The following is a 22,494-nucleotide window of genomic DNA, read 5'->3' on the forward strand; positions in this document are numbered from 1 at the left end:
ATTACGGGATTTATCACCTAATCAGCCAATGCAACTCTGATGCCACGTGAGCAGGGCCACCGCAAAGAGAAGCAGCCCGCACCAAGCCAGAGGGAGCGCCCGCAATGGACGCGAGCATAAAACGCACCACAGCGGTGCGGCATATCGTGATGTGGAATGTGGCCGGAGAGACACCGGAAGACCGGGATCAGGCCAAGGCACAAATCAAAACGGCCTTTGAAAGCCTGCGCGGGCAGATCCCCGGAATGACCTGTCTGGAGATCGGCATCGACGTGAGCCGCATCGATTACGCCTGTGACGTGGTGCTGTTCAGCGAATTTGAAAGCGCCGAAGCGCTCAAGGCTTATGCAGTTCATCCGGCCCATCTGCGCATTCGTGATGCACTGGAAGGCCTGCGGATCGCACGCCATCAGGTGGATTATCCAGTGAACGGGGAGACGGACCGGTGATGGCAGGCTTTACCTACACGGCCCATCCGGCGCGGGTCATTTTCGCCGATACCGCTCTTGATCAGCTGGACGCGGAGGCCGAGCGGCTGGGGGCAAGGCGGGTGCTGGTCATCACCACCCCGCGCCAGACCGGCCTGATGGACACCATCACGGCAGCACTCGGAGACAGGGTCTGTGGCACCTTTGCAGGCGCTGCGATGCACACGCCCGTCGATATCAGCGATCTGGCCGCCGACACCGCCCGCACCCGCAAGGCCGATCTGGTGGTGGCCGCAGGCGGCGGCTCCGCCATCGGCCTGTCCAAGGCGGTGGCACTGCGCACCGGCCTGCCGCAACTCGTCATCCCCACGACTTACTCCGGCTCAGAGATGACGCCTATTCTCGGCGAGACCCGCAACGGCCAGAAGCAGACGCAGGTTTCGGCCAAGGTGCTGCCGCAGACCGTGCTCTATGACGTCAGCCTCAGCCATGTCCTGCCGGTCCGTGTCAGCATGACCAGCGGCATGAATGCCATCGCCCATGCGGTGGAAGCGCTTTATGCCCGGGACCGCAATCCGGTCATCGGCCTGCTGGCGCTCGAGGCCATCGGCGCCATGGCCGCAGCACTGCCCGCCATCCACCGCACACCTGAGGATGGCGAAGCACGGCGCAAGGCGCTTTACGGCGCGTGGCTCTGCGGCCTGTGCCTTGGCTCCGTCGGGATGGCGCTGCATCACAAGCTCTGCCACACGCTGGGCGGCAGTTTCGCCCTGCCCCATGCCGAGACGCATACGGTGCTTCTGCCCCATGCGCTGGCCTATAACGCCCCGGCCATTCCGGACGTGATGGATCAGCTGGCCGGAGTTCTGGGCAGCGATCCGGCCCGCCGCCTTCAGGACCTTGCACGCGCCACGGGCGCACCGGTCAGCCTGGCTGAGATCGGCCTGCCGGAAAGCGGCCTTGAGCGGGCGGCAGACATCACCCTTTCCAACCCCTACTGGAATCCGCGGCCGCTGGAGCGGCAGGCCATTCTGGCCCTGCTCCGGCGCGCCCATGACGGGTCCCTGCCCCGGATGGACAGCTGACAGCAAAGGAGACCGCCATGATCGACTATTTCACAGAAGACCGGTCCGCCGAGCAGGTGAACGGCCGCATTGGACCTGCCACCAGCCCGCGCCTTGCCCATGTCATGACCTCACTCGTCAACCACCTGCATGCCTTCATCAAGGATGTTGAACTCACCGAAGAGGAATGGGCCGCAGCCATCAGCTTCCTCACCCGCAGCGGCCAGATCTGCTCGGACACGCGGCAGGAGTTCATCCTGCTGTCGGATATTCTGGGCGTGTCGATGCTGGTGGACGCCATCAACCACCGCCAGCAGGAAGGCGCAACGGAGACGACCGTTTTCGGCCCCTTCCACGTGGACGGGGCGCCGGAGCGGCAGATGGGCGACAGCATCAGCCTCGACGGCAAGGGCGAAACCTGCCTCTTCGAGGGCCGGGTGCTGGATCTGGATGGCAATCCTGTCGAAGGCGCGCTGATTGACGTGTGGTCAGACAATGAAGACGGTTTCTACGACGTGCAGCAGCCCGGTGTGCAACCGCCCTTCAACAACCGCGGCATCTTCCGCACGGGCGCAGACGGGCGCTATGCCTTCCGGGGCATCCGGCCCGTCTCCTACCCGATCCCCCATGACGGGCCGGCCGGGCAGCTGCTCGACGCCCTTGGCCGCCACCCCTGGCGGCCCGCCCACATGCATTTCATGGTCACCGCACCGGGCTACCGGCGGGTGATCACCCATCTTTTCGTTTCAGGTGATCCTTATCTGGAAAGCGATGCCGTGTTCGGCGTCAAGGCCTCGCTCATCACGCCTTTCGAAAGGGTGGACCGGGACAGCGAGACATGGCACGCAGCCTATGATTTCGTGCTGCAGGCGGAGTGAGGCGCGCAAGAGCATCCTGGCCCCCAAAAAGCTGAAGCCCCGGCGGTGACCGGGGCTTCAACTCGTACTGCAGGTGCCGGAAGGAGCGGCCCGCTCAGGGCCGCATCAGCACGGACTTTGACGGATAGTCCGAGGCCCAGGTGGACGGCAGCGGGGCAACGAAGACGTTTTCCGTGCGGGTGCGGGTGATCTTCCACACCCCGTCCGGCTCCTTGCGGAAGGTGTTGTTGAGGCGCGAGGAGCGCAGCAGCGCCTTGCCGTCGGAGAACAGCCACGGCTGCATATGCACCCACTGCCCGTCTGCCGTTGTCCCGCCCTCATGCACGTGGATCTGCTCGGAGGTGAGATAGTGGCAGTTGAGGATCAGGGCCGGATCGGTCTTGCCGCCCCAGAACCCCTCGAAATGCTTGCGGATGGCCGCCGCCCCCACAGCGCGGCCGAACTGGTTGTCGTAATATTCGCCAACGCCCTCCCACACTGCATCTTCCGTATAGAGCGCCATGATCAGGCCGATGCGCTCTGCATCGCTTGTCACGCCGAACTCCGGCATGGGTGTGTCGCACAGGAACATGTAACGGGCCTGAAGGCGCCGGATATCGGCTTCCGCTTCCAGCACCTCGATCCGCCGCACCAGTGCGTCCAGCCTTGTGGTCTCAGTCATGACTTCCCCTCTTATCGTTGCAGATGAACAGGCGCATGAGCCGTCAGATGAGCCGGCACACGCCTGCGCGCTGGCGCAAGGCTTGCGCCGTCCGCCCTCAGGGTCAAGCGGTAATATTCACGTAATACAGCGCAAAAGATGAGTTTCCAGCACAGGATTACTCACTGCCGCGTGCAAAACACCTTCAAAACCAAGAACCCTTGCAAAGGCCGCAAGGGCAAGCGGTGCAGCAGACATCACCGGCGCAAAACAGACTTTCAGAATACGCAACAATTCACGTGATTTTACATGTTACGCTCTGGCTGTCTGTATTTCGTTGAAATTGCGCCGAGTGTTCATTCCGCGCCTGAAGGGAACGGCACAGCCGATAGGGCTGGCGCCGCATTTATCGTTTATCTATTTGATTTCAAATAATTTTTTTGATCTTCATCAACGATTTTACGTTGACGGCTTTCCGATTTGCGGTAATTTTACCGTATCCAGAGGGAACGGAGCCGCAAGCGCTCCGCATAGAAAAAATGACAAATGACTCTTCAGCCCTGACCGGCGGCTCGCCGGTCTTTACGGCCACGCTTGCGCTTGGCCAGACGGGTCCGCGTGTTGCAGTAAAGGACTGCATCGACATCGCGGGCACCGTGACGCGCTGCGGCTCGGCGGCCTTCGACGCGGCCCCTGCCGCCACAGTGCATGCCGATGTGGTGGCGGCCCTGCTTGATGCCGGATGCCGCATCACCGCCAAGACCAACATGCACGAGCTTGCCTACGGCATGACGGGCGTGAACGCCCGCTTCGGCACGCCGGTCAATCCGCGCTGGCCGGACATCATTCCCGGCGGCTCGTCCTCCGGCTCTGCTGCCGCCGTGGCTGGCGGGCTTGTCGACTTTGCCATCGGCACCGACACCGGCGGCTCCATCCGCCAGCCTGCGGTCTGCTGCGGCGTTATCGGCTTCAAGCCCACCTTCGGGCGGATCAGCCGCAAGGGCGCAAGCCCGGCGCAAAGCTCGCTCGACTGCATTGGCCCCTTTGCCAGAAGCATGGACCGGATCGAGCAGGCGATGGCCGCACTCGACGGCAGCTTCACGCCAACACGCCTGACGGCAGCGCCAAGGCTCGCCATCACCGGCATGGATGCCGAGCCCGGCATTCTGGCAGCACTCGCCCCGGTGATCACGCCGCAGGCGGGCGCCCTTACGGCTGTGAACCTGCCCTCACTGGAAGCCGCCTTCAAGGCGGGCATGACGGTGATCGGCCGCGAAACAGCAGCAGCCTTCGGCCATCTGGTCACGGAAGGCGCGCCGCTGGGCGCAGATGTGAGGGCTCGCATCGCCGCAGCCATGTCCATCAAGGATGACGATCTGGCCGCTGCCGAAGAGGTGCGCGCCCGGTTCACGGCCGAAGTGGATGCCGCCCTTGCCAGCCATGACGCGATCCTGACCCCGGCCCTGCCGGTGGTGCCGCCGCGCCTTTCGCAAGCGGATGATCCGCAGCGGGTTCTCCCCCTCACACGCTATCTGCGGCCGTTCAACCTGTCGGGTCATCCGGCACTGGTTCTGCCGCTCCTCACGCCGGACGGGCTGCCCGCCGGACTTCAGATCATTGGCCGCAAGCAGGGAGATGAGCAGGTCTGCGCCATCGCCCGCTGGCTTTGCGAGACCTTCAAAGACTTCCAGGTGGAGGAATGACCATGGATGCCCTTTCCCAGTCCCCTGCGGACGTGACACTCGAAAGCCTGAAGGCGGAAATCCGGTCCCGCAGGCATGAATTTCATCAGCTGCGCCATATCCCGATTGATATCGTGCGCCAGTTTCAGGCCATCGGCGTCTACCGTGCCTTCGTGCCGGAGCGTTTTGGCGGCGACGCCCTGTCTCCGGCGGCCTTCTGCCGGCTGATCGAGGAAATCGCCAGCGCCGATGCCTCGGCCGGCTGGGTCGCCAGCTTCGGCGTCTCGGCCACCTATCTGGCGGCCCTGCCGAAGGAAACCTATGCCTCCATCTACAGCAAGGACCCCAACACAGTCTTTGCAGGCGGCTTGTTCCCTCCCCAACTTGCCAAGCGCGTGCCCGGCGGGCTGGAAGTCACCGGCCGCTGGCCCTGGGGCTCCGGCGTCATGGGCGCCTCTCTGGTCGGTGCCGGCATCAAGATCGAGGGCGAGGACAGCCCGCTGCCCCGCACCGCCGTCATGCCCCGCCATGCCGTTACCGTGGACGAGACCTGGGACACGGTCGGCCTGCGTGCCACCGGCAGTCACGACATCGTCGCGAACAAGGTCGTGGTGCCGGAAGAATGGACCTTCATCCGGGGCGGCAAGCCGGAAATGGACGACCCGATCTTCCACTATCCGGCTATGGCGCTCGCAGCACAGGTGCTGGCCGTCGTCGCCCTTGGCACCGCACGTGCGGCTCTCGACTGGCTGAGCGAGGACGCCACCAAGCGCGCCTCCATCACCGGCGCACCGAGCCCTGCGGCGCGCGGCTATATCCAGACCGGCTTTGCCCGTGCGGAAGGCCTTCTGTCCGGCGCAAGGGCCGGTTTCTACGACGCCATCGAGGAAGGCTGGCAGCAGATGCTCGAAAAGGGCGAGGTTGACCGCGCCACGCACATCCGCCTGCGCCACGCCGCCTCCAAGGCCGCTGAAGACGGGGCCGAGGCCGCCCGCCTTGCCTTCGTCATGGGCGGCTCGGACGCGATGATGAGCGGCCATCCACTCGGCCGCTGCATGATCGATGCGGCCTGCGTTGCCCAGCACGCCTTCATCGGCGCAGGCAGCTGGCAGGCGGCGGGCGCCGCCCTGCTCGGCCAGCCCGTGCCCCCCGGCTACCCGTGAGACACTCACTCTCATTTCCACTGAAAGGATAAACAAATGGCTGAAGCCAAACAGATCCGCACCCTGCTCTGCATTGCCGTGCAGCAGAACTTCTTCGATCTGCCCTTCGACAAGATCGGCAGCGTCTGGACGGGCTTTGCCACGTTCATGTCGAGCGTTGCCAAGATGGACGGTGTGACCGTGCTGGGCACCATAGATGACGACGAGACCATGGTCGGCACCTCGCCCACGGGCTTCCCGTGGACCTGCTACATGCTCTGCGACTTCCCCGACCGGGATGCCGTGGTCGCGGCCTGCAACCTGTTCCGCACCATTCAGGTCGGCGACGAGAACCATCGCCTGTGGCGCTACATGCGCATCGAGGCGCGCATGGGCCGTGCGCTGCAGATCCCGGATCTGTAAGACGCCGCCAACAGGGTCAAAGCAACAAACCAGAGGAAAGAGCTCAAATGACGATCGCCGCAACACAACCGCAACCCGGTGATCTGGTCGAATTCGACCGGGTCAAGACGCCGATGTACGAGGACGAGGCGCTTTTCGAGGAAGAGCTGGAGCGCATCTTCGGCCGCACCTGGGTGTGGGTCGCCCACACCTCCGAAATCCCGGACAAGGGCTCCTTCGTCCGCTCCTGGGTTGGCCGCCAGCCGGTCATCGTCGTGCGGGACCGCAAGAACGAGATCCACGTGATGGTCAACCGCTGCCGCCACCGGGCCGCAACGGTGTGCGAGGTGAAGAAGGGCAAGACCTCTTCCTTCCAGTGCCCCTATCACGGCTGGGGCTACGGCCTCGACGGCTCCCTGCGCGGGTTGCCCTATCCGGAGCAGTATGGCGAGGACTTCGACAAGGAAGCCCACGGCCTGAAGAAGCTGCGGGTGGAAAGCTATCAGGGCATGATCTTCGCCACCTTCAACGAGGAGATCGAGCCGCTGGAAAGCTTCCTTGCCGGAGCGAAGAAGTGGATCGACCTGTTCATGAAGCAGGGCGGCGGCTTCCCCATCAAGGTACTGGGCGAACATCAGTTCACCTTCCCGGGCAACTGGAAGATCCAGCTGGAGAACACGACCGACGCCTACCACTTCCCCGTGGTGCACAAGTCCTTCCTGCAGTCGCTGGACAAGGAAGCCGAAGCCACCTTCACCTTCCTTGAGGGCGAAGGCTTCGTGGAAGACCTCGGCAACGGCCATTCGGTGATGGTGATGATGCCGGAACTCGTCGACCTCGACGACAACCTCGACGCCGCCATTCCGCAGCGCTTTGAAGCGCTGGCGCAGGAACTGCGGGACGAAGGCTATCCGGAAGATCAGGTGCGCAAGATCGTGCGTGCGGTAGGCGGTGCAGGCTTCAACCTGAACCTCTTCCCGAATGTCTCCTTCTCCCTGTCTTTCTTCCGCGTGCTGCGCCCGATCAACGTGCGCGAGACCGGCATCCGCCACGTCGCGCTCGGCATGGACGGCGGCCCGGTGGCGGCCAACCGCATGCGCCTGCGCCTGCACGAACACTTCCAGGGCCCGCTCGGCTTCGGCTCTCCCGATGATGCGGAAGTGTGGGAACGCGTCCAGCGCGGCACGCTGGGCGGTGAGGATCTGCCGATCCTCGTCAATCGCGGCCTTGTTGACGAAGTGCCCGGCGAGCACGGCCCGCGCGGCCACGTGAGCGCGGAAACCGGCATGCGCGCCGCCTACAAGATGTGGAAGAGGATGATGGACCAATGAACTCGATGAGCACCATCACATCCGCAGTGACCCTGCAGGAAATCACCGAATTCGTCTGGAACGAGGCCGAGCTGCTGGACCGCAAGGACTATGACGCCTGGCTCGCCCTGTGGGCTGGCGAAGGCCATTACATCATGCCGATCAATCCGGACGGCAATTACGAGGACGAGCTGAACCTGTGCTACGACGACGCCAAGATGCGCAAGATGCGGATCGAGCGTTTTCAGGCCGGTTTCTCCATCTCCTCCGCGCCCCCGGCCCAGACCATCCGCACCGTCTCGCGCTTCGTCATCGAGGCCCAGGACGGGGAAACGGTGACGCTGCGCTGCGCCCAGCACCTGATCGAGGACAAGTTCGGCCGCCAGCGCGTCTTTGGCGCGAACCTGCGCTATGTGCTGCTGCGCACCGAAAACGGCCTGCGCATCCGCGACAAGGTGGCAACGCTGCTCAACTCTGACGGGGAGCTGACTGCGCTCAGCTATCTGTTCTGATGGCAGCGCCGCTTCCTGAAAAGATCCAGACAGCCGTCGTGACGGGCGGGGCCACCGGTTTCGGTGCCCTTGCCGTCCGGGCCCTGCACAAGGCCGGTTTCCGCGTCGTCATCACCGACGTGGAAACCGGCCCCGCCGAAGCGCTGGCGCAGGAGCTTGACCTGGCCGGGGAGACGGCGGTCACCGGCACGCTGGACGTGACGAAGCCGGACGACTTCCAGACCATCCTCGACCGCAGCGTCGAGCGCTGGGGCTCGGTCGAGGTGCTGGTGAACAACGCCGCCCGCACCGCCGTCCAGCCCGTGCTGGAGATCGATCCGGCCGACTTCAACGCCATCATGGCGGTCAATGCGGGCGGCACCTTCACCGGCTGCCAGATCTTCGGCCGCCATTTCCGCGACCGCGGCTATGGCCGGATCATCAACATGGCCTCGCTCGCAGGCCAGAACGGCGGCACCGCCACCGGCGCGCATTATGCCGCCTCCAAGGGCGCGATCCTGACGCTGACGAAGATATTCGCACGTGATCTCGCCCCCTTCGGCGTCACCTGCAACGCCATCGCCCCCGGTCCCATGGACACGCCGATGGTGCGCTCGGTGATCACCCCGGAGAAGATGGCCGGTGCGCTGGCCAATATCCCGGTCGGGAAACTGGGGGACCCGGATTTCGTGGCCGGGCTGGTCGCCCTTCTGGCCGGCCCTGAGGCTGCATTCGTCACCGGCGCCTGCTGGGACGTCAACGGCGGGATCTACATGCGATGAATGCGATCAGTCCGAACCAGACGCTTGAGCTGACCGTCACCGGGCGGATCGAGGAACCGGGCAACATCATCCGCCTGCGGCTGGCAAGCCCGGGCGGGGAGCCCCTGCCTCCGTTCACCGCCGGCGCCCATCTCGACATCCACCTTCAGGACGGCACCCTCGACCTGTGGCGGCAGTACTCGCTCTGCTCGGACCCTGCCACGAATACGGCTTACGAAATCGGCGTGCTGAAGGACCCCAAGAGCCGCGGCGGCTCGGAAGCGGTGCACCGGCTGGCAACACCCGGTGCGCGCTTCAGGATCGAGGGGCCGCGCAATCACTTTCCGCTGGAGGAAAGCGCAACCCGCACGGTGCTTTTCGGCGGCGGCATCGGCATCACGCCGATGCTGGCCATGGCCCAGCGCCTCCATGCCCTCGGCCGGGACTTCACCCTGCATTACTGCACCCGCTCGGCCGGCATCACGGCGTTCCGCAGCATGATCGCGGCAAGCCCCTGGGCGGACCGGGTGGTCTTCCATCATGACGATGAAGACGAGGCCCAGCGCCTGCAGCTGCCGCGTGACCTGCCGGAGCCCGGCGCCGGAACGCACCTTTATGTCTGCGGGCCGCAGGGCTTCATGGACTGGGTGATTTCCAGCGCCGAGGCGATGGGCCATGCCCCGTCGCACGTGCACCGCGAGTATTTCTCCGCCGATGTGGACACCACGGGCGAGAGTTTCGAGGTGGAGGCGCGCCTGTCCGGCGTCACCGTGACGGTTGGCCCCGAAGACACGATTGCCAAGGCTCTCGCCCGCGCGGGTGTGAAGATCGAGGTGAAGTGCGAGGAAGGCGTCTGCGGCACCTGCGTGACGGATGTGCTGGAGGGCACGCCCGATCACCGCGACCAGTTTCTGACGGACGGCGAAAAGGAAGAAGGCTCGATGATCTGCGCCTGCTGCTCACGCGCCTGCACCTCGCGCCTCGTGCTCGACATCTGAGGAGGAAGTCATGACCGAGACCCCAATTCCCCCGGAAATCACAGCCTTCCGCGAAGGCATGAGCCGTCTGGGGGCCGCCGTCAATCTGGTGACGACCGATGGCCCCGCCGGGCGCCATGGCATGATCGTCTCGGCTGTCTGTTCGGTGACCGACAGCCCGCCCATGCTGCTGGCCTGCATCAACCAGAACGCCTATGCCCATGACGCCTTTCTGGCCAATGGCACGCTCTGCGTGAATGTGCTGCGGCCCGGGCACCGGGATCTGTCACGCGCCTTTACCAAATGGACAGGCGAAGACCGCTTCTCGCAGGCCGGATGGGACACGCTGGAGACGGGCGCCCCCGTTCTTCAGGGCGCGGCCGTGGCCTTCGACTGCCGGATCATCGATCGCCAGCAGAAAGGGACCCATTCCGTGCTCTTCTGTGAGGTGGCCGCAACCCGGCTGTGGACCGGTACACCGGAAGGGCTGATCTGGTTCAGCCGCGCCTTCCATCAGCTTGAAGCCGCGGCGGGGTAAGCGATGGCAGGACCGGCAGCGCGCTCAGATCTCTCCCAGACCGTCGAAGACCTTCTCCAGAAGGCCGTTGAGTGCTGCCAGCTCCTCGCCAGAGATATTGATGAAGGAAGCGGCGAGGATCTTGTCTGCTTCCATCAGGGCACGGCGGCGCATTTCGTCGCCCTTGGGCGTCAGGGTCACTTCGGTGACGCGGCCATCCGTCGGACGGACACGGGTGGTGACCAGACCATCGGACAGCATGCGCTGCACGATCTTCGTGGCGGTGTTGAGCTTGAGCACGCTGTAGTCGGCAATCTCGGAAACACTGAGGTAGCCGTCCTCGTGCAGCGACATCAGCACGCGCCAGCGCGGCATGTCGAGATCGATGGGCTTCAGGCGGCGCTCCAGCACCTGCACGTAACGCCCGTTCACACGGGAAACCCAGTAAAACGGCCAGTTCCGCTTCATCCGCTTCACAGCCTGCTCGCCCTCGTTGAGAGCGGCCTCTGCGGCCAGAGAGACGTGAGCGGTGTCGGATGCAGTCATGGCCAGTCTTTCCAAGGTTTCGAGGGGCGCAAAGCCTCCGAACAGCGGCGGTCGCAATGAGCCGATTGCCGGTTGCATGCATAACAATACACCAGAGGGGAATTAGATGAAAATGAACGTGATCACAAGTTTTGCTCTTGCCGGCGCAACGGCACTTGGCCTGATGACGGGCGTGGCCTCTGCCCAGACCGTGCTGACCCTGAACAGCTGGCTGCCGCCCAGCCACCCGCAGGTCACCCAGCTGATGCAGCCGATGGCAGAAGACATCGAGCGCGTCACGGAAGGCCGCGTCAAGGTGCAGATCCTGCCGGCGCCGCTCGCTCCCCCGCCTGCCTCCTTCGACCTTGCCAAGAATGGCGTGGCCGACATCACCTATGCCGTCAACGGCTACACGCCGGGCCGCTTCAAGACTGCCGTTCTGGGCGAGATGCCGTTCCTGGGCGACAGCGCGGAAGCCGTGTCAGTCGGCTACTGGCGCACCTATGAGAAGATGCTGAAGGACGCCAACGAATACGAGGGCGTCAAAGTTCTTGCTTTGTTCACGCACGGTCCCGGCGCCATCTTCATGAAGGGCGGCGAACTGACCACGCCGGAAGCCATTGCAGGCAAGAAGGTGCGCGTCGGCAGCACGCTGGCCCATGACCTTGCCACCGGCCTTGGCGCCGTGCCCGTGGAAGGCCCCTCCTCCAAGGCCTACGAGCTTCTGTCCCAGGGCATTGCCGACGGCATTCTCTTCCCCTTCGAATCCGTCAGCTTCTTCAACCTGATCCCGCTGCTGGATCAGGGTCTGGAGTTCCCCGGCGGGCTCTACAACACCACCATGTTCATCGTCATGAACCAGGCGAAGTTCGACAGCCTGGACCCGAAGGACCGTGAAGCCATCGAGACCGTCATCGGCGAGCCGCTGGTCCGCCGCGCCGGCAAGATGTGGGATACCGTCGATGCCGCCGGCCGCAGCGCCATGGAAGGCAAGATCACCCTGCACAAGGCAACGGCGGAAGAAGTCGAGGCCCTCAAGGTCAAGTTCCAGCCGGTGATCGACAAGCGCATCGCGGAAGTCTCCACCAGCGGCGTCGATGGCGCTGCTGCCTACGAGATGCTGAAGGCGGAAATCGCCAAGGCCGCCGCTGAATGAGCACCTGCGTCCAGAAGACGCCCGTCATCGGGGAAAGGCCTGCGCGCAGCGCGGGCCTGACCTGGTTCCGGATGGGCCTTGCAGTCATCTGTGCCGTCATGCTGACCGCCATGATGCTGCTCACCGTGGCCGATGTGGTCGGCCGCTATTTTCTTGCATCCCCCGTTCAGGGCGCCACCGAACTGACCGAAATGCTGCTTGCGGCGGTGATCTTCATCGGCCTTCCCGCCGCAACGCTGGATGATGACCATGTGACCGTGGACATGCTGACCGCCCGTCTGCCCTGGGCAGTCGAAAAGCTGCGCAGGCCCGTTGCCGCACTCGCCTCTGCCGCCATCCTGTGCGTCATCGGCTGGCGCCTTTGGACCGCGGCAGCGCAGGTCGGCTCCTATGGCGGCACCACGATCAGCCTGCAGATCCCGCTGGCACCGCTTGGCTATCTCGTTTCGATCTTCACCGGGCTTGCCGCCCTCATCCTTGTCGCCAAAGCCATTGCCTGCCTCCTTCCGGAGCAGGCTGGGAGGCCCGAATGAACCATTGGGAAGTCGGCATCCTCATCCTCTTCGCCCTTCTGGCCGCCGGAATCCCGATCAGCTTTGCGCTGGCCGCCGTCGGCACCGCCGGAACGGTCGCCATCATCGGCCTCAACCCGGCCCTCTCCCTGCTGGGCCAGACCTTCTTTGACAACAGCCGCAGCTACTCCCTGTCGATCCTTCCCCTCTTCCTGATGATGGGCAACTTCGTCGTGCAGTCGGGCATCGCGCAGGATCTCTACAACGCCGCCTATGCCTGGCTGAGGCACCGGCGCGGCGGGCTGGCGGTGGCGACCGTCTTTGCCTGCGGCGGCTTCTCGTCCGTCTGCGGCTCGTCCCTAGCCACGGCCTCGACCATGGCGAAGATCGCCCTGCCCTCCATGCGCAAGTATGGCTATCCGGACGGGCTCTCCACCGCCTCCATCGCAGCGGGCGGCACGCTGGGCATCCTCATCCCGCCGTCGGTGATCCTCGTCTTCTACGGGATCATGACCCAGCAGGACATCGGCAAGCTGTTCCTCGCCGGCATCGTACCGGGCATCATCGGCATTCTCGGCTATGCGCTTGCGGTGATCATCTCCGTGCGCATCGGCAAGCTGGATCTGCCGGTGGAACCGAAGCTGCCGCTGATGGACCGCATCCGGGCGCTGAAGGGCATCAGCGGTGCCATGCTGCTGTTCGTCTTCGTCATGGGCGGCATCTATCTGGGCGTCTTCACCCCCACCGAAAGTGCCGGCATGGGCGCGGCAGGCGCCTTCCTGCTCGTCATCATCCAGCGGCGGCTCAACCTGCGCCAGACGGTCCTGACGCTCTACGAAACCGCCAAGACCACGGCCGTGATGTTCTTCATCCTGTTCGGCGCCCTGACCTTCACCAACTATGTCAACCTCTCCGGCATGACGCAGGACATTCAGGCGCTGCTCAATTCGGTGGGCAACCATCCGATGCTGATCATCCTGATGATCACGGCCATCTACCTGCTGCTTGGCTGCGTGCTGGAAGGCCTGTCCATGATCACGCTGACCATTCCGGTGTTCTACCCGATTGTCGCGGCCTCCGGCTTCGACCTCATCTGGTTCGGCATCTATGTGGTGATCGTCACCGAGGTCAGCTACATCACCCCGCCCGTCGGCCTCAATGCCTTCGTGCTGCGGTCGGTGGTGCGCGATGTCAGCCTTGGCACCATCTTCCGGGGGCTTGGCGTCTTTGTTGCGGTGGATGTGGGCCGCATTGCCCTGATCCTCGCCTTCCCGGCCATCGTCCTCTTCGTGCCGCGGATGATGTGAGACCAACTCCCGATGAGACTTACTCATCGGGAGTTGGTTAAGCCCGTGCGGCGCCTGAGCCATTTCAAGGCGTGATGCGTCAGCATCTTAAGCCTTGGCATGATAGGCCGGAGGTGTGAAGAAAAGGCCCCGCCGGATTGCTCCGGCGGGGCCTTTCCATTTGCAGGATCAGAGTTCCTTCTCGACCTTGGCAAAGGCCTTGCCGAGGGCGGCGACCAGGATGGAGATTTCCTCCTCACCGATGACCAGCGGGGGCGAGAGGATGATGGTGGAGCCGGCCGGACGGACAATCGCGCCTTCCTGACGCGCGTAGAAGGCCACCTTCTCGGCAATGCCGTTGGACGGATCAAGCGGCGCACGGGTCTTCTTGTCGCCGACGAGATCGATGCCGGCCATCAGGCCCTTGCCGCGCACTTCACCGATGATCGAGGAGACGCCTTCCAGCGGCTTCAGGCCATCGAGCAGCACCTTGCCCATGCGGGCGGCGTTGCCCGGCAGGTCTTCCCGTTCCACGATGTCGAGCGCCGCGAGAGCTGCGGCACAGGCGAGCGGGTGGCCGGTGGAGGTGTAGCCGTGCATCAGGAAGCCGCCCGGCGTCACATCCTTGTACCAGGCCGAGGCCACGCGGCGGTTCAGCACGGTGGCGCCCAGCGGCACATAACCGGCCGAAATGCCCTTGGCGAGGCACATGATATCCGGCTTCACGCCCCAGCCGCGCGAGCCGAACATGGAGCCCGACCGGCCAAAGCCGGTGACGACCTCGTCGGCGATCAGCAGCACGCCGTAGCGGTCGCAGATCTCGCGCACCTTCGGCCAGAAGGAGGCCGGCGGCACGATCACCCCGCCCGCGCCCTGAACCGGCTCGGCGATGAAGGCAGCCACCGTCTGCGGTCCCTGATGATAGATCTCGCGCTCCAGCAGGCGGGCGATGATTTCGGAGAGCTCTTCCGGGTCTTCCGTATAGGGGTTGCGGTAGGTCCAGGGCGTGTCGATCTGGGTGCAGCCCGGCAGCAGCGGCTCGTAGGCGCCACGGTAATAGGGCGAGCCGTTGACGGACACACCGCCGAAATGCACGCCGTGATAGCCGTTCTTCATGGAGATGAACTTGTAGCGGCCCGGCTCTCCGGCAAGCTGCCAGTACTGACGGGCGAGCTTCAGCGCGGTCTCCACCGCGTCCGACCCGTTGGCACTGAAGAACACCTTGTCCATTTCTTCTTCGGCAGCCATGTCGCAGACCTTGGCCGAGAGTTCGATGGAAGGCGGCGTGGTTGTGCCGGCGAAGGACGAGTAATAGGAAATGCGGTCCATCTGGGCGATGATCGCTTCCTTCACCTCACGCCGGTTGTGACCGACGTTGACGTTCCACAGGCCGCCGAAGCCGTCCACATAGCGCTTGCCGTCAATGTCGGTGACATAGCAGCCGTCACCGGCGACGATGATCTGCGGCGGATTGGCCTGCGAGATCAGCGGATGGATCATCGGGTGGAACTGGTGCCGCGTGTTGTTCTCGCGGATGAAGTTGGACGTTTTGTCGAGCATCGTCTGCTCCTCCTTTGGATGGATTCCGTTTTCTTGCTTTTGGGGATGATGCTGCCGGGCGGACAGGCTCTGTGGCAGAACCGCCCGGCAGAAAGGGATCACTCGAAGACAACCCCGAGGTTTTTGTAGAGATCCGGCTGGCGGGTCTTGATCCGCATGGCGAAGAGGAACCCGGCCAGGCCGCAAAGGGCGATGAGAACCGGGAAGGACTGCACCAGCACGCTGTCACTGCCCGACAGAAGTTCCAGATTGCTGCTGACCAGCAGGATGGCGCCGCCAAGACCCACGACCGACAGGGCCGGCAGGATGAGCGTCACAAGGATGCTGTGCTCATGGCCATGCTGGCGGCGGAAGTAGGCGATGATGGCCAGCGACACGAGGAACTGCACCATCAGGATGCCAAGCACGGCAAGGGCCGACATCCAGGAGAACACCACCGCATAGGCATCCGCGCCGCCGATGATGAAGGCGATGAGAATGCTGGCGGCAATCGCCGACTGAAGCCAGCCTGCGGCCGCCGGAGAGCCATGCGCGGCACTGACCTTGCCGAAGATCTTCGCAATCAGCCCCTCACGGCCGAGGGCGAAGAAATAGCGGTTCAGCGTGTTGTGGAAGGACAGGACGCAGGCAAACAGCGACACGATAAGCAGGATTTCCATGGCCGTGACCGACCAGGGGCCCAGCACATCGGCAGCGGCATTGAAATACAGCGTCTCGAGGCCGGCTTCTGCCGTCTGCTGGATCACGGACGAGCCGTAATGCTGCGCGATGGCCCAGGTGGAGAAGGCATAGAAACCGGTGATCAGCAGCACCGCAGCATAGGTTGCACGCGGAATGGTCCGGTCCGGATCACGGGCTTCCTCACCGAAGATGGCGGTTGATTCAAATCCAATGAAAGAACCGATCACAAAGACCAGCGCCACGCCCAGCCCCGGCGAAAACACGACGGACGGTGCGAAATTCTCAAGGCTGAGGCCTTCCGGGCCGCCGCCGCGCAGCAGGATGCCGACATCCAGCATCAGGAGGATGGCGATTTCCAGCACCATGGCGACGCCAAGGATCTTGCCGGAGAAGGAAATGTTGCGCTGGCCGCAGAGATGGACCACCACAAGGGCCGCCAGCGACCATGCCCACCAGGGCGCTTCCAGCCCGAGCCCGGCCATGGCGCCTGCCGTGAAGACGCCGAAGAGCGCGTAGACGGCAATCTGCACCGAACTGTAGGTCACCAGCGCCATGACGGCTCCGGCGACGCCCATCGGCTTGCCAAGTCCTTGAGAAATATAGGTGTAGAAGGCACCGGCACCGCCGACATGGCGGCTCATGGCCGTGAACCCGGCCGAGAAGATGATGTAGAGAAGGCCCGCCAGCACGAAGGCACCGGGAACTCCGGCCCCGTTGCCGAAGGCGAAAGCCACCGGCGAGGCCCCCGCTACAGCCGTCAAAGGCGCGGCTGCAGCCACCACAAAGAAGACAATATGCGCCAGCCCGACCGAGTTGCGGGCAAGCCGCACCTCTCCGCCGGCGCGAGTATTCGCGTCGTTCGTCATGTTTTTACCCCTGGAAGTTCATTTTTATTCTTCAAGTATGACTGCGCGCCGCGCCAGTCCCATTGCACTATGCGTCAAACTTCCGATAATATGCGCCACATTCCCGTAAATCTGCGTAAGGGAAATTCCGGCATGGCAAGAGCGCCTAAAATAAAGTCAGTGCGTGCCTCTGTCTTGACCCCGCTGCTGAAGCACATCGCAGATCAGGGCAGCAATATACAGGAGTTCATCGCCAAATATGGCATCACCCGGACGCAGCTTTCCGACCCCTACTCGGTGCTGCCGCTGGGCCGCTATGTCACCCTGTTCGAGGCGGCTGCCGTCCATCTGAAGGATCCAGATCTGGGGTTGAAGCTGGCCATGCGGGTGCAGCCGGCGGACATGGGGCCAATGGGCGTCCTGTTTTCCCTGTCCCCCAGCATTGCGGCCGGATTCCAGCGGCTGGCGAGCCACGTGATGGCCCTGCAGAGCGGCACCCAGTCCAACATGTTCGAGGTCAATGGCGATCTGGTCTGGACCTACCGGCTGCAGGACCCGGTCATGTGGCCTCGGCGGCAGGATGCGGAATACACGCTGGCCGCCTGCGCCCAGCTGGTGCGCTCCTGCTTCTCGCCGGAGTGGAAGCCGCTGGAAGTGCATTTCGAGCATGCTGAGAGCGCCAATCCGCAGCTTTTACAGCGGATTTTCCGCGCGCCCGTGCTCTACCGGCAGGCCAGCAACCGGATCATCATGGGCCGGGATGATGCGACGCGGATCTACCGCAGCGAGGACCGGGAGCTTGTCACCATTCTGGAGCATCACCTTGCCGACCTGATCGGCGACGAAAGCGATGAAAGCCAGACGATGACCGACCGCATCCGCAACCGGATCAGCCTCTATCTTGGCCAGAAGCCGGTGACGCTGACCGCCCTTGCGGCCGAACTCAACATGTCGGCGCGCAGCCTGCAGCGGCGGCTGGCAGAAGAAGGCACCTCGCTGCGCGATCTCGTCAGGGAGCACCGCATCCAGCTGGCGGCCAATCAGCTGACACAGAAGGATGCCCGCGTCACCCAGATTGCCCACAGTCTGGGCTATGCCGACGGCACGGTCTTCTGGCGCGCCTACCGGGGCTGGAAAGGCGAACCGCCCAGCGCGGCCAAGGGGCAGCGCCGGGCGGCACAGGACGCAAGCGGCGATGACGGTGAGGAGTGGATCACCGGCGGCGCGTAGGCTTTGCCTACCCCCCCTCCCGGTGTCACTTCATGCCCGCAAGCCCCAGCACCAGTTGCGGCCAGATGAGGCAGGCGGCAAGCACCGCCATCTGCAGCAGCACGAAAGGCACCGCCGCCCGGTAGATGGTACCGATGGCCGCATCCGGAACCGTGTTCTTGAGATAGAACAGCGCCATGCCCACAGGCGGCGTCAGGAAGGACGTCTGCAGGCAGACTGCCATCAGGACCGCCACCCAGGCCGGATCATGGCCCATGGCGGTCAGCACCGGCATCACCAGCGGCGCGATGATGAGGATGATCTCCATCCAGTCGAGGAAGAAACCCAGCAGGAACAGGATGAAGAGGATCAGCAGCAGCGTGCCTTCCGGCGGCAGCGGAATGGCATGAAGGGCATCGGCAATCACCTCGTCCCCGCCATAGCCGCGCAGCACCACCGAAAAGCAGGAGGCACCGAAGATCAGCGCGAAGAGAAAGGCCGTCGTCAGCCCGCTTGCCTCACAGACTTCGACGAACCCCTTCCAGCCCAGCCGCCCGGAGCCGATGGCGAGCAGCGTTGCCCCCGCCGCGCCGATACCGGAGGCCTCCGTCGGCGAAGCAATGCCGAAGACGATGGAACCCAGCACGGCCACAACCAGCAGCAGCGGCGCCACCAGAACCCGGGCCAGCTCGCCAAAGGTCACCTTTGCCGCTTCACCGGTCTGCCCCTTGGGGGCCCTCTCCGGCCAGATCAGAGCCACGGTGACGATATAGACCACATAGGCACCGGCGAGCAGCAGGCCCGGCACAATGGCACCCTTGAAAAGGTCCCCCACCGGGATCTGCAGCTGGTCACCCATGACCACCAGCATGATCGACGGCGGAATGAGAATGCCGAGGCATCCGGTCGCGCCAATGGTGCCAAGGCTCAAACGGTCGTCATAGCCTGCCGCCCGCATAGCCGGCATGGCGATGGTGGCGAGCAGCACCACGGAAGCACCGATGATGCCGGTCGAGGCCGCCAGCACGACGCCGATCAGCACCACCGACACCGCCAGCCCGCCCGGCACCTGCCGCAACAGCCCGTGCATAGAGGTGAGCAGCTTTTCGGCAATGCCCGAGCGGTCGAGCATCAGGCCCATGAAGATGAACATGCTCATGGGAATGAGCGAATAGCTGGACAGCGTGTCGAAGGTCCGGTTGGCGACAAAGCCCAGCATGCGGATGGAGGCCATGTCCGCATCAAAGGCAAAGGCATCCAGCACGCTGCCGAGCACGGCAAAGAGCACGCCGACCCCGCCCAGCACAAAAGCCACCGGATAGCCGGAGAACATCACCACCATGAAGGTGGAGAACAGCAGGAAGACGAAAACCGCATCAACGCCCATCGGCGGACCTCCCGGGGCGGATCAGAACGGCAAGGGATTTCAGGAGCACGGAAAGCCCCTGCAGGAAGAGAAGGGCAAAGCCTGCGGCCATGACGCCCTTGATGATGTAGCGGGCCGGCAGGCCGGAGGGCATGGGCGAGCCTTCCCTGAGACGCCAGGAATATTCAAAGATCTTCCAGGAGTTCAGGGTGAGGAACCCGGCGAAGGGCAGCAGCAGGAAGAGAACGCCGAGCACTTCGGCCAGTGCCCTGCCCCGCTCTCCCATGCGCCCGTGCAGGGCATCCACCCGCACATGCATGTCGCGCTGGTAGGCCCAGGCAAGACAGCACATGACCACGACGGCATTCATGTGCCACTGCAGTTCTTCAAGCTCGATCATGCCGAGATTGAACACATAGCGCAGCAGCACATTGCCCAGAATGGTGAGCATCAGCAGCGGCTGTACCAGCGCCCCTGCAAGCCCCACCGACCGGCTAAGCCGGTCCACCAGTTCGACGAAATGCATGAGGATGGCCCCGTTGCAGTGAAGGCGGACGGGCGGCAGGCCATCTGTGCCCCGCCACCCGCGCAATCCTCGTGTTACTGACGGGCAGCCCAGGCTTCGGTCGAGGCGCGATAGGCAGACACGGACTCCCAGACGCGCTTGAAGTCGGCGTCCTTCCCGCTCTGCTCCTTCATCACCTCATCCACCTTGGCCTTGATGGCCTCCAGCACCTCCGGCGGGAACTGGCGCACCTGCACGCCCTTGGCCTCAAAGCCCTTCACCGCTTCCGCATTGGCGGTCTGGGTGGACATGACGGAGCGCAGGTTCGTCGCCTTGCAGGCTTCCTCGATGGCCGTCTTCTGGGCCTCGTCCATGCTGTCCCACTTGGCCTGATTGATGATCAGCTCGTTCATGGCTGCAGGCTGGTGCCAACCCGGCAGGTAGTAGTTCTTGGCGACGTTATCGAGCCCGACGGTAACGTCGATGGCGGGCATGGACAGCTCGGCGCCGTCGATCACGCCCTTCTCCATGCCCGGATAGATCTCACCGGTCGGCAGCAGCACGATGGAGGCGCCGAGCTTGACCATGGTCTCGCCCGCAAGCCCGGCAAAGCGCAGTTTCTTGCCGCTGAAATCAGCGACAGAATTGATCTCGAAAGAATACCAGCCGCCCGCTTCCCGCTCCATCAGGCCGCAGGGAATGGTGACGACGCCCTGCTTGGCATAGATCTCCGACCAGATCTCCCGGCCGCCGCCGTTATAGATCCAGGCCGCGTGGGTCAGCACATCCGGACCGAAGGGGATGCCGCCGAAGAGCTGCACGGCCGGGAAGCGCCCGGCCACATAGAGCGGCGAGGTGTAGCCCGCATCCAGCGAGCCCTGCTGCACGGCGTCGAAAATCTGCAGCGGCGGCACCAGCTTGCCGGCCGAATAGACCTTCACCTTGAGGCTGCCACCCGACAGGGCATTCAGCTTCTCCGCCAGATATTCGGCATTCTGGCCGCTGGCCGGCATGGTCAGGGGCCAGGCGCTCTGCAGATCCAGAGAAACGGTATCCGCCTGCGCTGGCGCGGCTGCCACAAGTGCCGTTGTCAATGCGAGGGCCGCCAGACGCGGCAGAGAACGGGTGAATTTCATGATGAACCTCTGGGCATGGGCCAGCATCGGGAGAAAATTACTTTTTTCCCGCGTGGATCTTGTTGTTTATCGATGGGATCACCTGCCGGTGAAACATGCTGCAAGGTCAGGCTTGCACTTTGATCTTCCGGAATAAATCGCGCATTCCGGAAAACTCTGTTGCAGCCAGCGCAAGAAAGCAGCGCTTGCCCCGCATCCCGCCCGCAAAGATAAGCCGGGCGGCGGAAGCGGACGCCCCAGCCAGATGCAGAAGGCCGCCTTCACGCGCATGAAGACGGCCTCAGGGTTTCATCTCACATCCAACGAAATAAACTATTCCTCACGCCATCCGCAGGACAGGCTTGATGGCAGAGCCCGTTTCGGAGGCATGGATGGCGGCGTTGATTTCGTCGAACTCATAGAAGGTGATGAGCTTGTCGAAGGGGAAAAGCCCCTTCTTGTAGAGCTCAACCAGATGCGGGATGAACACATCCGGATCGCTCTCGCCTTCCACGATTCCCATCAGCCGCCGCCCGCCGCTCATGAAATGCATCTCGTTGATCTGCAGCTCCGCCTCCGGCCCGGACGCCCCGAGAATGCCGCAGGTTCCGGCGTTGGCAAGCGCCATCACGGCCGAGCGGATGACCGGCGGCAGGCCCGTGGTGTCGAGGGCATAGTTCACGCCTGCACCGGTGAGGGCGAGGATCGCCGCCGTGGCATCTTCCGCCTTGGGATTGATGACATGGGTCGCGCCCAGTTCCTTCGCCAGTTCCAGCCTGTCCGGATTGAGATCCACCGCGATGATGGTCCGCGCTCCGGCCACCTTGGCCGCCATCACGGCGGAAAGGCCAACAGACCCGGCACCGAAGACGGCAAAGCTCTTGCCCTCTCGCACCTTCAGCGCATTCAGCACCGCTCCCGCTCCGGTCTGGATGCCGCAGGCGAGCGGCCCCAGAAGCTCCAGCGGCGCGCCCTCCGGCACCTTCACCACATTCCTTTCATTGCAGATGGCATGGCTTGCAAAGGAGGACTGGCCGAAGAAATTGCCATGCACCCGCTCGCCGTCCTTCGACAGAGCCGTCGAGCCGTCAGCGCGCGTTGCAAAGAAGTTGCGCGGGAAGAACTCGTAGCAATAGGACGGCTGATGCTCCTTGCAGGTTTCGCAGTAGCCGCAGGAGTTGAACGTCATGACCACACGGTCGCCCGGCTTCACCTTGGTAACGGCACTGCCGGTGCTGCGCACGATGCCGGCGCCTTCATGCCCCAGAACCACCGGCATCGGCGTCGGCAGCATGCCGTCCCGCACCACGATGTCGGTGTGGCACACGCCCGTGGCCACCACCTCCACCAGAATTTCATCTGCCCTCGGCTCTTCCAGATCCAGCGTTTCCAGAACGAGATCCGCCCGCGTCTCGCGCGCGACGGCTGCCTTGATTTTCATG

Annotated in this window: 23 protein-coding genes; 15 read left to right on the forward strand and 8 right to left on the reverse strand. The window is 63.9% G+C overall.

The window, feature by feature from the left end; all coding sequences use genetic code 11:
• The first annotated feature begins 104 nt into the window (after nt 1-104).
• The 3 genes from H163_RS0118605 to H163_RS0118615 are packed head-to-tail and all read left to right on the forward strand — an operon-like array spanning nt 105 to nt 2,370.
• On the forward strand, nt 105-449 hold the full coding sequence (locus H163_RS0118605) for a Dabb family protein (RefSeq protein WP_040679218.1): 345 nt from the start codon (nt 105-107) through the stop codon (nt 447-449).
• Nucleotides 446-1,513 carry a maleylacetate reductase gene (locus H163_RS0118610; protein ID WP_026356042.1) on the forward strand — a complete coding sequence of 356 codons (1,068 nt, stop codon included), beginning with the start codon at nt 446-448 and terminating at the stop codon, nt 1,511-1,513. Before H163_RS0118605 ends, H163_RS0118610 begins: the two co-directional genes overlap by 4 nt.
• Nucleotides 1,514-1,530: 17 nt before the next feature.
• Nucleotides 1,531-2,370 (forward strand): intradiol ring-cleavage dioxygenase, encoded by an 840-nt coding sequence (locus H163_RS0118615; RefSeq protein ID WP_019966131.1) that lies wholly within the window; start codon nt 1,531-1,533, stop codon nt 2,368-2,370.
• Between the two features lie 94 nt (nt 2,371-2,464).
• Here the strand turns inward: H163_RS0118615 and H163_RS0118620 are convergent, their stop codons facing one another.
• Nucleotides 2,465-3,031: a nuclear transport factor 2 family protein gene (locus H163_RS0118620; RefSeq protein WP_019966132.1), complete on the reverse strand. Its 567-nt coding sequence runs from the start codon at nt 3,029-3,031 to the stop codon at nt 2,465-2,467.
• Between the two features lie 518 nt (nt 3,032-3,549).
• Between H163_RS0118620 and H163_RS0118625 the strand changes: the two genes are divergently transcribed.
• Genes H163_RS0118625 through H163_RS0118660 form a run of 8 tightly spaced genes read left to right on the forward strand, consistent with a single transcriptional unit; the run spans nt 3,550 to nt 10,313 of the window.
• Entirely contained in the window at nt 3,550-4,713 is a 1,164-nt protein-coding gene (locus H163_RS0118625; RefSeq protein ID WP_019966133.1) for an amidase, read from the forward strand.
• A gap of 2 nt (nt 4,714-4,715) precedes the next feature.
• Nucleotides 4,716-5,855 (forward strand): acyl-CoA dehydrogenase family protein, encoded by a 1,140-nt coding sequence (locus H163_RS0118630; RefSeq protein WP_244296128.1) that lies wholly within the window; start codon nt 4,716-4,718, stop codon nt 5,853-5,855.
• Between the two features lie 36 nt (nt 5,856-5,891).
• Nucleotides 5,892-6,257: a hypothetical protein gene (locus tag H163_RS0118635; RefSeq protein ID WP_019966135.1), complete on the forward strand. Its 366-nt coding sequence runs from the start codon at nt 5,892-5,894 to the stop codon at nt 6,255-6,257.
• A gap of 47 nt (nt 6,258-6,304) precedes the next feature.
• Entirely contained in the window at nt 6,305-7,567 is a 1,263-nt protein-coding gene (locus H163_RS0118640; RefSeq protein ID WP_019966136.1) for an aromatic ring-hydroxylating oxygenase subunit alpha, read from the forward strand.
• Nucleotides 7,564-8,058 (forward strand): aromatic-ring-hydroxylating dioxygenase subunit beta, encoded by a 495-nt coding sequence (locus tag H163_RS0118645; protein ID WP_019966137.1) that lies wholly within the window; start codon nt 7,564-7,566, stop codon nt 8,056-8,058. The genes H163_RS0118640 and H163_RS0118645 overlap by 4 nt, the downstream gene beginning before the upstream one ends.
• Nucleotides 8,058-8,819: an SDR family NAD(P)-dependent oxidoreductase gene (locus H163_RS0118650; protein WP_019966138.1), complete on the forward strand. Its 762-nt coding sequence runs from the start codon at nt 8,058-8,060 to the stop codon at nt 8,817-8,819. Before H163_RS0118645 ends, H163_RS0118650 begins: the two co-directional genes overlap by 1 nt.
• The gene (locus tag H163_RS0118655) at nt 8,816-9,796 is read left to right on the forward strand and encodes a PDR/VanB family oxidoreductase (RefSeq protein ID WP_019966139.1); all 981 of its coding nucleotides are present in this window, start codon (nt 8,816-8,818) and stop codon (nt 9,794-9,796) included. The genes H163_RS0118650 and H163_RS0118655 overlap by 4 nt, the downstream gene beginning before the upstream one ends.
• Nucleotides 9,797-9,806: 10 nt before the next feature.
• A complete protein-coding gene (locus H163_RS0118660; protein ID WP_019966140.1) occupies nt 9,807-10,313 on the forward strand; it encodes a flavin reductase in 507 nt (168 codons plus the stop codon).
• Nucleotides 10,314-10,337: 24 nt separating this feature from the next.
• On the opposite strand, the gene H163_RS23195 is transcribed toward H163_RS0118660, so the two are convergent.
• The gene (locus H163_RS23195) at nt 10,338-10,838 is read right to left on the reverse strand and encodes a MarR family winged helix-turn-helix transcriptional regulator (RefSeq protein WP_115336582.1); all 501 of its coding nucleotides are present in this window, start codon (nt 10,836-10,838) and stop codon (nt 10,338-10,340) included.
• A gap of 112 nt (nt 10,839-10,950) precedes the next feature.
• Here H163_RS23195 and H163_RS0118670 point away from each other — a divergent pair, with 112 nt between their 5' ends.
• From H163_RS0118670 to H163_RS0118680, 3 genes are read left to right on the forward strand one after another with little or no spacing between them, the layout of a single operon-like run.
• Complete coding sequence (locus tag H163_RS0118670) at nt 10,951-11,973, forward strand: TRAP transporter substrate-binding protein (protein WP_019966142.1); 1,023 nt, start codon at nt 10,951-10,953, stop codon at nt 11,971-11,973.
• Nucleotides 11,970-12,506 carry a TRAP transporter small permease gene (locus H163_RS0118675; RefSeq protein WP_019966143.1) on the forward strand — a complete coding sequence of 179 codons (537 nt, stop codon included), beginning with the start codon at nt 11,970-11,972 and terminating at the stop codon, nt 12,504-12,506. The genes H163_RS0118670 and H163_RS0118675 overlap by 4 nt, the downstream gene beginning before the upstream one ends.
• Entirely contained in the window at nt 12,503-13,792 is a 1,290-nt protein-coding gene (locus H163_RS0118680) for a TRAP transporter large permease (protein ID WP_019966144.1), read from the forward strand. The genes H163_RS0118675 and H163_RS0118680 overlap by 4 nt, the downstream gene beginning before the upstream one ends.
• A gap of 168 nt (nt 13,793-13,960) precedes the next feature.
• Here H163_RS0118680 and H163_RS0118685 read toward each other — a convergent pair whose 3' ends face one another.
• On the reverse strand, nt 13,961-15,331 hold the full coding sequence (locus tag H163_RS0118685; protein WP_019966145.1) for an aminotransferase class III-fold pyridoxal phosphate-dependent enzyme: 1,371 nt from the start codon (nt 15,329-15,331) through the stop codon (nt 13,961-13,963).
• 98 nt (nt 15,332-15,429) lie between these two features.
• Complete coding sequence (locus tag H163_RS0118690; protein ID WP_019966146.1) at nt 15,430-16,878, reverse strand: APC family permease; 1,449 nt, start codon at nt 16,876-16,878, stop codon at nt 15,430-15,432.
• Nucleotides 16,879-17,010: 132 nt separating this feature from the next.
• Between H163_RS0118690 and H163_RS23200 the strand changes: the two genes are divergently transcribed.
• Complete coding sequence (locus H163_RS23200) at nt 17,011-18,087, forward strand: AraC family transcriptional regulator (protein ID WP_040679220.1); 1,077 nt, start codon at nt 17,011-17,013, stop codon at nt 18,085-18,087.
• 25 nt (nt 18,088-18,112) lie between these two features.
• Here the strand turns inward: H163_RS23200 and H163_RS0118700 are convergent, their stop codons facing one another.
• From H163_RS0118700 to H163_RS0118715, 4 genes are all read right to left on the reverse strand, one after another.
• On the reverse strand, nt 18,113-19,453 hold the full coding sequence (locus H163_RS0118700; RefSeq protein ID WP_019966148.1) for a TRAP transporter large permease: 1,341 nt from the start codon (nt 19,451-19,453) through the stop codon (nt 18,113-18,115).
• On the reverse strand, nt 19,443-19,958 hold the full coding sequence (locus tag H163_RS0118705) for a TRAP transporter small permease subunit (RefSeq protein WP_019966149.1): 516 nt from the start codon (nt 19,956-19,958) through the stop codon (nt 19,443-19,445). The genes H163_RS0118700 and H163_RS0118705 overlap by 11 nt, the downstream gene beginning before the upstream one ends.
• 74 nt (nt 19,959-20,032) lie before the next feature.
• Nucleotides 20,033-21,073 carry a TRAP transporter substrate-binding protein gene (locus H163_RS0118710; protein WP_040679242.1) on the reverse strand — a complete coding sequence of 347 codons (1,041 nt, stop codon included), beginning with the start codon at nt 21,071-21,073 and terminating at the stop codon, nt 20,033-20,035.
• 319 nt (nt 21,074-21,392) lie between these two features.
• Nucleotides 21,393-22,493 carry an NAD(P)-dependent alcohol dehydrogenase gene (locus H163_RS0118715; protein WP_026356045.1) on the reverse strand — a complete coding sequence of 367 codons (1,101 nt, stop codon included), beginning with the start codon at nt 22,491-22,493 and terminating at the stop codon, nt 21,393-21,395.
• Between the last annotated feature and the right edge of the window lies 1 nt (nt 22,494).

This window comes from Pannonibacter phragmitetus DSM 14782 (assembly GCF_000382365.1).
GTDB lineage: Bacteria > Pseudomonadota > Alphaproteobacteria > Rhizobiales > Stappiaceae > Pannonibacter > Pannonibacter phragmitetus.